This window comes from Nocardia abscessus NBRC 100374 (genome assembly GCF_000308455.1).
GTDB lineage: Bacteria > Actinomycetota > Actinomycetes > Mycobacteriales > Mycobacteriaceae > Nocardia > Nocardia abscessus.
The window spans coordinates 1-11,395 of sequence record NZ_BAFP01000082.1; the positions used below are offsets into that span (position 1 = coordinate 1).

10 protein-coding genes and 1 pseudogene are annotated in these 11,395 nt (G+C 65.6%); 7 read left to right on the forward strand and 4 right to left on the reverse strand.

Annotation, left to right across the window (positions count from 1 at the left end; translation table 11 throughout):
- Positions 1-437 precede the first annotated feature (437 nt).
- Positions 438-1,874: a rifampin monooxygenase gene (gene rox, locus ON19_RS16355; protein WP_043692767.1), complete on the forward strand. Its 1,437-nt coding sequence runs from the start codon at positions 438-440 to the stop codon at positions 1,872-1,874.
- 162 nt (positions 1,875-2,036) lie between these two features.
- Here the strand turns inward: rox and ON19_RS16360 are convergent, their stop codons facing one another.
- From ON19_RS16360 to ON19_RS16365, 3 genes are all read right to left on the reverse strand, one after another.
- Positions 2,037-3,326, reverse strand: coding sequence for an FAD-dependent monooxygenase (locus ON19_RS16360; RefSeq protein WP_218006434.1), 1,290 nt, complete (start codon positions 3,324-3,326; stop codon positions 2,037-2,039).
- A gap of 741 nt (positions 3,327-4,067) precedes the next feature.
- Complete coding sequence (locus ON19_RS44695; protein ID WP_157229737.1) at positions 4,068-4,496, reverse strand: NAD(P)H-binding protein; 429 nt, start codon at positions 4,494-4,496, stop codon at positions 4,068-4,070.
- On the reverse strand, positions 4,493-4,912 hold the full coding sequence (locus ON19_RS16365) for a DUF6223 family protein (protein ID WP_043692770.1): 420 nt from the start codon (positions 4,910-4,912) through the stop codon (positions 4,493-4,495). The genes ON19_RS44695 and ON19_RS16365 overlap by 4 nt, the downstream gene beginning before the upstream one ends.
- Before the next feature lie 215 nt (positions 4,913-5,127).
- Here ON19_RS16365 and ON19_RS16370 point away from each other — a divergent pair, with 215 nt between their 5' ends.
- Together ON19_RS16370 and ON19_RS16375 are read left to right on the forward strand one after the other, a co-directional pair.
- Positions 5,128-6,231 carry a sensor histidine kinase gene (locus tag ON19_RS16370; protein WP_043692747.1) on the forward strand — a complete coding sequence of 368 codons (1,104 nt, stop codon included), beginning with the start codon at positions 5,128-5,130 and terminating at the stop codon, positions 6,229-6,231.
- Entirely contained in the window at positions 6,228-6,908 is a 681-nt protein-coding gene (locus tag ON19_RS16375; protein ID WP_043692751.1) for a response regulator, read from the forward strand. Before ON19_RS16370 ends, ON19_RS16375 begins: the two co-directional genes overlap by 4 nt.
- Positions 6,909-6,924: 16 nt before the next feature.
- Here ON19_RS16375 and ON19_RS16380 read toward each other — a convergent pair whose 3' ends face one another.
- Positions 6,925-7,536, reverse strand: coding sequence for a TetR/AcrR family transcriptional regulator (locus tag ON19_RS16380; protein ID WP_043692754.1), 612 nt, complete (start codon positions 7,534-7,536; stop codon positions 6,925-6,927).
- Between the two features lie 59 nt (positions 7,537-7,595).
- Here ON19_RS16380 and ON19_RS16385 point away from each other — a divergent pair, with 59 nt between their 5' ends.
- The 4 genes and pseudogenes from ON19_RS16385 to ON19_RS40425 form a co-directional block, all read left to right on the forward strand.
- On the forward strand, positions 7,596-8,960 hold the full coding sequence (locus tag ON19_RS16385) for a flavin monoamine oxidase family protein (protein WP_043692757.1): 1,365 nt from the start codon (positions 7,596-7,598) through the stop codon (positions 8,958-8,960).
- A gap of 245 nt (positions 8,961-9,205) precedes the next feature.
- The gene (locus ON19_RS16390) at positions 9,206-10,213 is read left to right on the forward strand and encodes a BtrH N-terminal domain-containing protein (protein ID WP_043692759.1); all 1,008 of its coding nucleotides are present in this window, start codon (positions 9,206-9,208) and stop codon (positions 10,211-10,213) included.
- 303 nt (positions 10,214-10,516) lie between these two features.
- Positions 10,517-10,825 carry a hypothetical protein gene (locus ON19_RS42865; RefSeq protein ID WP_169334187.1) on the forward strand — a complete coding sequence of 103 codons (309 nt, stop codon included), beginning with the start codon at positions 10,517-10,519 and terminating at the stop codon, positions 10,823-10,825.
- 67 nt (positions 10,826-10,892) lie between these two features.
- Positions 10,893-11,024: pseudogene (locus ON19_RS40425) on the forward strand (ATP-binding protein); the annotation flags it as partial.
- Between the last annotated feature and the right edge of the window lie 371 nt (positions 11,025-11,395).

Here is an 11,395-nt window from a genome sequence, read left to right on the forward strand (position 1 = left end):
AGGTCGGGCCGACCGCTGCGAGCGCGGGAGCACCCGGGAAGGGCGACTTGTGTGCCCAAAGCCGTCGGCCGCGCGGGTTCTGTCGCGCTTCGCCGACTGGCCGGTATGCGATAACACGGCGAGCCGGCATCACCCGATTCATCCTCGACGGTTTCCAGCCGAACGCCGGGCCTAGGGCATCTGAGGTGGAGGAATAGCGAGGCTGTCGATTGGTGTCGTGAGCTGTTTACCACTGACCCAACGTTCTCGGCAGTCTCGTTACCCGCTCCACCGTGCACCGGGCCACGCTGATGCCTGCACGCCTTCACGATGCAAATATCGCTTGCGGTAAATCCCGGGGCGCCCGCACAATTGGCGCCCAATGCCAGGACCTGCGGAATCCGAACTCGGGGCGCACGGCGACCGGGTGGCAGCGAATGGAACGAGATGGGTGGTTCATGTTCGATGTGATCATTGCCGGGGGCGGGCCGACCGGTGCGATGCTGGCCGCGGAACTGCGGCTGCACGATGTGCGGGTCCTCGTTCTCGAGAAGGAAACCGAGCCCGTGTCGTTCGTCCGCATAGTCAGTCTGCATATGCGCAGTCTCGAGCTGATGGCGATGCGCGGACTGCTGGATCGTTTTCTCGAACGCGGGAGACAGCGTTCGGTCGGCGGTATCTTCGCCGCCATCACCAAACCCGCGCCCGAGGGTTTGGATTCCGCGCACGCCTACCTGCTGGGTGTCCCGCAGCCGGTCGTGGAACATCTGCTCGAAGAACATGCGATCTCACTGGGTGCGCAGGTCCGGCGCGGTTGTGCGGTCACCGGTTTCGAGCAGGACGACGATGGTGTGACCGTCGAGCTTGCCGACGGGGAGAGGCTGCGGTCGCGTTACCTCGTCGGCTGTGACGGCGCGCGCAGTACGGTGCGCAAACTGCTCGGCGTCGGCTTCCCCGGCGAGCCCGCACGGACCGAGACTCTGATGGGCGAGATGGAAGTGGGCGTGCCGCAGGAGGAAATCGCCGCCAAAGTGGCCGAAATCCGCGACACCAACAATGCATTGAGTCTCGCGCCCTTCGGCGAAGGGGTCTATCGCGTCGTGGTCCCCGCCGCGGGAGTCAGCGAGGATCGTGCGGAACCACCCACCCTCGAGGATTTCGAACTGCAGTTACGCGCCATCGCCGGAACCGATTTCGGCGTGCACTCCCCGCGCTGGTTGTCCCGCTTCGGCGATGCCACCCGGCTGGCCGAGCGTTATCGGGTCGGGCGGGTGCTGCTGGCCGGCGATGCGGCGCACATCCACCCGCCCATCGGCGGTCAGGGCCTCAATCTGGGCGTTCAGGACGCGGTCAACCTCGGCTGGAAACTGGCCGCGCAGATCCGCGGCTGGGCGCCGGAAACATTGCTGGACACCTACGAGACCGAACGTCGTCCGGTCGCCGAAGATGTGCTGGACAACACCCGCGCCCAGATTCAACTGCTGTCCACCGAACCCGGCCCGCAGGCAATGCGCAGGCTGTTCACCGAACTGATGGACTTCGACGTGGTGCACCGCTATCTGATCGAGAAGATCACCGCGATCGGCATCCGCTACGACTTCGGCGCAGGCCCCGACCTGCTCGGCCGCCGCCTGCGCGATATCGACCTGAAACAGGGCCGCCTCTACGACCGACTACATCGGGGTCGAGGCATGGTACTCGACCGCACGGAAAGTCTGACCGTCGAGGGCTGGTCGGACCGAGTCGACATCATCGCGGATCTTACTGCAGCACTGGATGTTCCGGCCATGCTACTCCGGCCCGACGGCCACGTTGCCTGGATCGGCGAGCGCCAGCAGGACCTGAACGACGAGCTTTCCCGCTGGTTCGGCAAGCCCGCAACCGCATTCACCTGAGCAACCGGAAGAAGCTTGCCGAGGCCGGCGTCATACTGGTCGGCGACGGCCTGAGGTCGAGCTCGGCCGGCAAGCGGGTGGCGTTCAACCAGGAGGGCGGCTCGTCGGTGCTCGACGGGCCGCAAATCGGCAACTTGCGCCGAGGAACCTGTCAGAGTCCCGTCACGACCGGCGCACCTGATACATCGCGAGTTCCCCCCGTCGGGCAGCTCGCCACCACCGCTGTCCGGAATCGACGGCACGCCGGATCTTGCGCACAGCGGGTACCTGTGTGAGCAGGTGTTGCTGATATCGCCACGGCATTTGTAGCCCGTGCCGAGCCGCCATCGCGTAGGCGAACTGCACGGCGCTGCGGTCGAGATACCGATCAGCGTGTTCGAACCAGATCATGCTGGTACGGGCGGCTGCCTGTATCGGGCGCAGCGCAGCGCGCCGCTGCGTATCGTAGTTCTCCAGCGCGTCGGCGACCTCGGCATGCTCGTACAGGTTCTGTGCGAGCACGACGGCGTCGATGATTGCCAACCGGGTGCCCGAACCGATGGTGAAGTGCGTCGTGTGCGCTGCGTCGCCGAGCAGCACCACGTTGTCGTGATACCAGGTCTTGTTGGTTATCTCGGGAAAGCGGCTCCACCTTGCGAACTCGCCTCGTGTTTTGCTGATCAACGAGTGACCGTCGAGAAGTCGCGTGAAAATGTTCTCCAGAACACGCAAGTTCTCCGGGTTGTCCAGGGAATCGAATCCCAGTCCATGCCAGGTCTGCGGTTGGCATTCAACGATGCAGGTGCTGAGCTTCTCGGCAACTGACGGGTAGGCATGGAACCAGATCCAACCGGCCGCGGTGTGTTCGAAGGCGAAGGTGAATCGGGTGAAGACCTTGTCCGTACCGAGCCAGAGATATCGATTTTCGCCGAGCGTGACGGACGTGCCGAAACGATGATCACTCAGCTGCCGCACCCGGCTGTTCGCGCCGTCGGAGGCGACGATGAGATCGGTGTCGTCGAAGCCGGACAGATCGTGGACCTCTCGCCCGTGCTGGACATCGACGCCCAGGTCGCTCGCCCGTCGGGAAAGTACGTCGAGCAATGCCGCGCGCCCCATGCTGAACCCGTAGCCCCCGAAATGCGCGGTCTGATCGTCGCGCACATGGATTGCCTGTTCACGCCACAGGACCGATCCGGCACGCACCGCCTGGGCGCTGTCGGGGTCATTCCGATACAGAATGTCGAGCAGATCGTCCCAATAGACGACGCCCCAGCCATAGGTAGACCCGGGGGGATCGCGGTCGATCACCGTGATGTCGTGGGCTGGGTCGCGCCGCTTCATCGAAATAGCGAAGTACAAGCCGGCCGGCCCGCCACCGATACACACGATCTTCATCTCGTCACCAGCTTCAGCACGGTCGGTCGAACCTGGTTTCACATATCCGGTCCTCGATGCAAACGAGCCCGGCACGCTGTGCGTGTCCGGGCTCGGTCACCGGGCGGCTAGAAGCTGCCCCAGCCACCCCAACCACCCCAACCGGGTGGGTTCCACCAATTCCCCCAGCCGGGATTCCATCCCCAGCCGCCGCCGCGACCCCAACCGTCACCGCGACCCCAGCCGCCGCCGCGACCCCAACCGTCACCGCGACCCCAACCGTCACCGCGACCCCAGCCGGGGCTGTCGACGAGTTGGGTTGTAGAGGTGGGGGTCGTTGCTTGCGCGGTAGGCGCGTGCGCCGCGGCTGCGACGACCGGAATCGCGGCAACAGCGGCTATACCGGTGGCGGCCGCCAACCGGGCGAACTTCGTGTGTGAATTCTCTCTCTTGAACATGATAGGGCTCCAGATACAGTCCCGACCTGCTCGAATTGTACGCGGTTTCGCCCGACTCCAATAGTCGTTACGTTGACAAATCGGGGCGAAAACGGGGGCGGGGCTGTCTACTGCTCTCCTCTCCGGAGGTGATTTGCGGAGTGGTTGCGGAGTTAACGCAACGCCAAATGGCTGGCTCTGGAGCTGCTGAGTTGGCGATCATCCGGCAGGCCGCGAAGTTCCTGTACGAGGACAAGACGCACGCAAAAGGATCTCCAGGTGATCGAGCGCCTCGTTGACGCCGGGACGCCGGTGGACAGGGTTGCCGGATCCCCGGAGTTTCCCGGCAGAACTGATACAAGAACAACGGGTGATTCCTTGCGGGAGGGGTTCATTGCAATTATGTGCGGAGAGCGAACGTTTCGCGTTTTTGTGGGCGTTGCATGATGGGGCGGTGCTTGCGAGTAGGACGAAGTCGGTGCGAAATGTGGCGGTGGCTGCGGCGGGCTGAGTTTCGCGCCTCGCACGGTGCCTTGGAGCTGCTCAGGGGTTGGTGGTTACCTGCGGGACTGAACTGACAGGTATGGCGGGACGCTGGAGTAGGTTTCGAGTTGGCCTGCGGTAGTGGCGAATTGATCAGAACTCGGGTTGCTCCTTCGAATGCCTCGGCGAGGGATTGTGGGTCGGTGAAGTCGCCGCGCCGCACCCGCACGCCGCGGTCGGCCAACTCGCCTGCGCGGTCGGTATCGCGGACGATGACGCCGACTCGGTCGGCTGGCAATGCGTGTCGGCCAGGTGTCAGCACTTGCGACTGTGGTCGGCTGCTCACCCGGCGCTACGGTCGCGGGCCATTGCCAGTCCGCCGATGACCATGCTGATCGCCCCCACCGCCAGTGCCACCAAGGCCCCGCCCAGGCCGTTTCCGGTGCCGATGCCACCGTCGGCGGTGGCCACGATCAGCCCGCCGAGCGCCACGGCCAGCAGGCCTGCCACCAGGGCCACGAGGGCCGCATTTCTGCTGTTGCCGATTCCGATACGACGGGTGGAGCGAGCCAGCGCCGACCCGCCGACGCCCACGCCGATCAGGCCCACCACGGCGGCAACGACGGCCCCGAGTCGCCCGGAACTCATGGCGGACACACTGGCGGCGCTCGACAGCGTCGAGGCGTGCGCGGCCGCCGGTGAGCTCAGCGCGAAGCTTCCGAGCAGGACCGCTGTGGCGCCGAGGAGGTGACGGACGGACATGAGGTGCTCCTTCGTGGTGCGACTGGATGTCATTTGATGATCTCGGCTGAACGATCGCGAAACATCCTGCGGGCGTGGGCAATCAGCTCTGCTACGGGTGCCGTAGCGACTGCCGCGGATATCGCAGGAAAGCTGTGGAGTACTGCGTTCGCGGTAGACGGTGGATCGTCCGTCGGCAGGAGTTGTCCGCGCGAGAATCCAGCTAGGGTGCACGCATGAGTAGGGGACAGATCGCGGACTGGGCGATCGCGGTCGGGTTGGCGGCCATCCTGTTCTTTACCGGTCTGTCCAAGCAGCACTTACCGACGGATCTCGAGCCGCTGGGTTACGCATTGCTGATAACCGGAGGTTTGGCGCTGGCCGCGCGACGCTGGGCTCCGGTCGCCGTGCTGGCCGTCACCGGGTTGTGCGCGTTGGGCTATCAAGCCGTCGGTTTCGACGTGCCCGCGGTCGCGTTCCTGTTCGCGGTATACGCCGCGGTGCGGGCGGGGTACCGCATGATCACGGCGGCGGCGTCGGTGGCTCTGTTGGCTACACTTCCGCTCGCGGCCCTGGCTTCGCTGCACGACACGAGTGCGGCATTCGCGCAGGCCCGGGGCGCGCTCGAGATCGCGTGGTTGATCGCGGCCGGTGCCGCCGGTGAAGCGCTGCGGCAAGCTGAACAGCGCGCCGACGAAGCCGAGCGCATCCGGGAGGAGACCGCACGGCGCCGCGCCGACGAGGAGCGGCTGCACATCGCGCGGGAGTTGCACGATTCGCTCACCCACCAGATCTCGGTGATCAAGGTTCAGTCCGAGGCTGCCGTCCACGTGGCCCGCAAACGAGGCGAAGAGGTGCCGGAGGCATTGCTGGTGATCCGAGATGCCGGCCGAGAGGCGGCCCGGGAACTACGCGCGACCCTGGAGGCGCTGCGCGACGACGAGGTCACCCCGCGGCACGGGCTCGATCATGTCCCAGGCCTGGTGGAGCGAGCCCGGACGGCCGGGCTGGCTACGACCCTGACAATCGAAGGGCAACGCCGGGAATTGCCACTCGCAGTAGATCGGACCATCTACCGGATCGTGCAGGAATCGCTCACCAACATCACCCGTCATGCTGCCGCCACGACAGCGTCGGTCCGGATCGCCTATCGTCCCGACACTCTGAGCATCCGAGTCGACGACGACGGCAAGGCTACCCCCGGCAGCGCCCCGGTAGGCGGCGTCGGGCTGCTGGGGATGCGGGAACGAGTCACCGCCCTCGGCGGTCGCTTGCAGGCGGCGCCACGCAGCGAAGGTGGCTTCTCCGTGGAGGCCGAACTTCCCGTGGACCGAACATGATCCGCGTCCTGCTGGTCGACGACCAGCCGCTCGTTCGCAGTGGGTTCCGCGCACTGCTCGACCTCGAGGACGACATCGAAGTCGTAGCCGAGGCCGCCGACGGGAGCGAGGGCCTGAGGCTGGCCAGGCGGCATCTGCCCGACATCGCGCTCATCGATATTCAGATGCCGGTCATCGACGGCATCGAGATGACCCGGCGCATCGCCGCCGACCCGGCCCTGACCGGGGTACACGTAGTCATCCTGACCAACTACGGCTTGGACGAATACGTCTTCGATGCGCTGCGCGCCGGTGCGGCCGGATTCCTCGTCAAAGACATCCAGCCGGACGACTTCCTGCACTCCATCCGCGTGGCCGCGCGCGGCGACGCCCTGCTCGCACCGTCGATCACCCGTCGGCTGATCAATCGGTATGTCACCCAGCCCCTGCCCACGGGCGCCCGCGCGGGACTCGAAGAACTGACCAACCGCGAACGCGAGGCGGTAGCACTGGTCGCGCGAGGCCTGTCCAACGACCAGATCGCGGGCCACATGGTCATCAGCCCGCTGACCGCCAAAACCCATGTCAACCGAGCCATGACGAAGCTTCAGGTCCGCGACCGGGCCCAACTCGTAGTACTCGCCTACGAATCCGGCTTGGTAACCCCACACAACTCCCGACCTCCACGGTCCGGATAGCCGATACACCGGGCGATCACGATGGTGATCGTGAGCCGGCTCCGATCGCCAAGCCTTCGAGAAGGTCGTGCACGAGGCTCGCCGCCTGGCCGCGGGTGCGTTGCCGGTCGTCGGTCTGGGTGATGGTCAGCGACAGTTCGGTCAGGGCGCCGTAGAAGGCACTGGCGATCAGTTCGGCGGGGTATGGCCGGATGAGCGCGGCGTCCAGGAGATTCCGTACCGCCTCGATGACCAAGCCGCCGAGATGGCGCTGATCCACTTCACGCCAGCGCTGCCAGCCGAGGCCGATCGGGCCCTGCAGGAGCACGACGTGCCGGTACTCGCGTTCGGCGCAGACGTCGAGAAACTCCTCCACGCCGCGGTCGACACGTTCGAACGGGTCCGAGACCGAGTCGATCGCGGTTCTGATGCGTTGTGCCGCTCGATTCTCGAGATCGTCCACGATCGCTTCGAACAGTCCGCGCTTGCCGTCGAAGTGGTGATACAGCGCACCGCGAGTGAGGCCGGCAGCGCGCACCAGTTCCTCTGCTGAGAGGTCCGCGTAATCACGCTCGGCGAACAGCCGCCCCGCGGTGTCGAGCAGCGCCTGGCGGGTGTTCTCCGCGTATTTCTCGCGCAACGCTTCCATACATTATGGATATCACATACAGTGTGTATGTCAGATACATGGCGTATGAAGGGTGTGAAGTGGACAACGCAGTGGATGTGGTCGTGATCGGTGCCGGAATCGCGGGTCTGGTCGCCGCTCGCGATCTGGTGCGGGGCGGAAACGAAGTGGCTGTGCTGGAGGCGCGCGATCGAGTCGGCGGACGGCTGCTGAACGGTGAACTGCCCGGCGGCGCCCCCATCGAGGTGGGTGGTCAATGGGTTGGGCCGGGTCAGCATCATGTGCTCGCGCTGATCGACGAACTCGGCCTGCGGACTTTCCCCACGCATATCGCAGGCCGTCACATCGCCGAGATCGGCATGGCCCGGTCGGAGTACCGCGGCCGGATTCCTAAATTGAACCCGCTGGCACTGGCCGATGTCGCGCAGGCCCAGTGGAGGCTGGACCGCGTGGCGCGCCGGGTCGCGGCGGCGGAGCCGTGGCGAGCCGACCAGGCCGAAGACCTGGACGCGCAGACTTTCGCCACCTGGCTACGGCGGACCGCCCACACCGCAGGCGGCCGGTCGTTCTTCCAGCTGATCACCGAGGCGGTGTTCTCCGCCGAGCCGGAGGATCTGTCCGCGCTGTGGGCTGCCTTCTACGTCGGCGCAGCCGGTGGGCTGGACGCATTGATCAATACCGTGGGCGGGGCGCAGCAGGACCGCGTCGTCGGCGGTTCGCAGACCATCGCGTTGGCTCTGGCCGAGGAACTCGGTGACCGTGTCGTCCTCGGCGCCGCGGTGACCGATGTCGAGTGGGACGCTTCGGGCATCCGGATCGTCGCGGGTGGCACGACCGTTCGCGCGCGCCGAGCGGTGATCGCGGTGCCGCCGCCGCTGGCGGCGCGTATCCGTTTCACCCCGGGTCTGCCCGGCGATCGTGACCAGCTCGTCCAGCGTATGCCGATGGGAAGGGTGATCAAGATCAATGTCGTCTATGACGAGCCCTTCTGGCGTCGGGCGGGTCTGAGCGGTCAAGCCAACAGCGATCAGCGGCCGCTGGGCACCGTCTTCGACAACACTCCGCTGGAGGGTTCACCCGGGGTGCTCGTCGGCTTCCTGGAAGGGCGGCACGCCGATATCGGTGCGCGACTGGACCTCGCGGATCGTCGGGCCCAGGTGATCGACGACCTTGTCGGCTACTTCGGGCCGCAGGCGCGCCACCCCATCGCCTATATCGAACGCGACTGGGCCGAGGAGGAATTCAGCCGCGGCTGCTATGGCGCGTTCACCGCGCCCGGCACACTCACCCGCTTCGGTCCGGCCCTGCGCACCCCCGTCGGCCCCCTGCACTGGGCAGGCACCGAAACTGCTACCCGCTGGGTCGGATACATGGACGGAGCCGCCGAATCCGGCCACCGCGCAGCCCGCGAAATCGCCCCCGCCCTCGTTCGAAGCCGCGCCTGAGGGAGAGGTGGTTTACGACGGCAGCGGCACAGAGCCACCTGGACCGGTGCGTGCGTCCCACGCTCGACGTGGGCCGATGGGTGCAGCGTTGGACTCTCCCGCCGGGGGAGGGGCCACCATGATGGCGTGGAAGACGGACTTCTCACCATTGGGCGCCTCGCTCGCGCCCATCTCGTCGGACCGGCAGAGGCGCCGCAGGGAGAAATGATGACCCGGCTGATCAAGCCCGTTCAGGAGAGCACGGCATGGCCACGGTGATCGACATCGATGCCCGCGCTACGCAGCACTGCGAGACGACAGCTCTGGGGGTGCTGCTGCGGCACCAAGGAATCGATCTGTCCGAGCCCATGCTCTTCGGCCTCGGCTCCGGTCTGTCGTTCATATACTGGGACAGCAAGAACATCGGCTTCCCCTTCCTCGGAGGACGGGTCAAGCCCTTCGACCTCACCAGGAATCTGACCACCAGACTCGAGCTGGAGCTGTTGGTCCAAGAGACCACCTCGCCCCGCAGAGCATGGGAGAACGTGGTGGCTGCCCTCGATGCCGGTCGCCCCGTCGGGCTGCAGCTCGACAGCTACCACCTGGACTACTTCGGTTCGAAGGTGCACTTCGGCGGTCATATCGTCGCCATGTACGGCTACGACGATCACGACGCTCACCTGGTGGACACCGCCCAGCAAGGCGGAACGGTATCCACCAGCCTGACCAGCCTCGCCCAGGCCAGGGCCGCACGCGGCCCGATGACCGCTGCGCATCGGTCGTTCACCCTCACCGCTCCGAGAAACCTGTCTTCCGCACGGAGCCAGATCATTTCCGCCATCACCGCCTGCGCCGACGCATTCCTCAACCCGCCGATCGGCAACCTCGGCTACCGAGGCATCGAAAAGGGCGGCAAGCTGGTACGCACATGGCTCCAGCGCACTGACACCCCGCAGCGGGACCTGCCACAGGCCGCCCTCTTGATGGAGAAGGCCGGCACCGGCGGCGCCCTGTTCCGTAACCTCTACCGCGACTTCCTCGCGGAATGCACCGAGCTGTTGGACAGCAGCCACCTGCGCACCGGCCACGGGCTGTACATCGAGGCAGCCATTCTGTGGACGGAAGTCGCAGCGCTGATCACGAAAGCCGGCGAATCGGGCGATGGCCAGTGCCTCGTGCAGGCAGGTGCCATCCTCTGCGATCTTTCACGGATAGAGCGCGAGGCCATGGAGGCGCTGAGCTGCCTCGGGCTTGAGACCGCGAGTCAGTCCTGACGGTCTTGGAGTTCAGGTGCACGAGCTGCCGAGCGCCCGTGACCCGGGGCATTAAGTGATGGCGCATTCGAACTGTGTGCCGGAGTCTGTACCCGGCGGATGTGATGCATCGGATGCCCTCTACCTCCGCCACATGGAAGCTTTGAAGTGCGGTGATACGGTACATATACTCCTGAAAGGGCGCGAAACCGTGGTCGATGCACCGCGTCGCGGGCGCCGATCGTTCCTCCGCGATTCTCCGTACAGCCGGGTAGGCGCTTGTTAACATGTGAACGACTATTCTTCTAACAGAGGAGCGCGATGATGCGTACCCCCCTGCACCTTGCAGCCGCCGCGGTCGCCGCGGCGACACTCGTCGTCACTGCAGCCGGCGCGACGGCCGAACCGATCAGCTCCGCCCCGGCGACCGCTATCGCAGCCGAAACCGGTTCGGCGGCGGCGGACTCCGGATCGGCGGCGGTGCGCACGGGCGTGGGATTCCTCGAGCGTGGCGACATCATCGGAATTCTCGTACTCATGGGCGTAGCCCCATTTCAGATGTTGACCAGTGGCATCTGCGACCTGGCCACGATGTCGGCACTTCCGAATCCGTGCGCCACAGGGGCTCGGTGAACGGGAGTCAGGTCCTGCGCGAAGTGGTCATGGTTGTGAAAAAGGTTGGCGGGCAGAGGTTCTGACGAACTCAGTCCCCGCCGCCGCCATGATCGACCGCCTGGTCCACCACGCCGAAGTCATCTCGTTGAAGGGCGACAGCTACCGGCTCAAAGACCGCGACCTCGGCCGCGTCCCGGCCGCGAAGATCAACGATTGAGCGCTCGATATGCGGCATGAGCGTGCGTTCGCACCACCGACTAGCGCGGGTGCGTATCCCCTGAGCACGCTCCCTCTGGAAACGTTTGTCGTGCGCAGTTGTCGCGTTGCTCGATTGTGCGGTCTGATGATCCACCGGCCAGGCAAGCTTGCACGATGACTTCGTTTGCCGACCGACCGGACCTCTACCGTGCGCTTCGCAGAGCGCGGATTGCCGTAGACCGGCATGCGTCCAAAATGGCTGATGCCGAGCACATGTGGGCCGAGGAAACCGCCACAGATCTGTTGCTCGGAGAGGTGTGGCCACATGCGAGATTCCGTAAGTTCACCCGCGGGCAGGAACGGCATGTCGGTGCGGATTGGCTCTGGTGG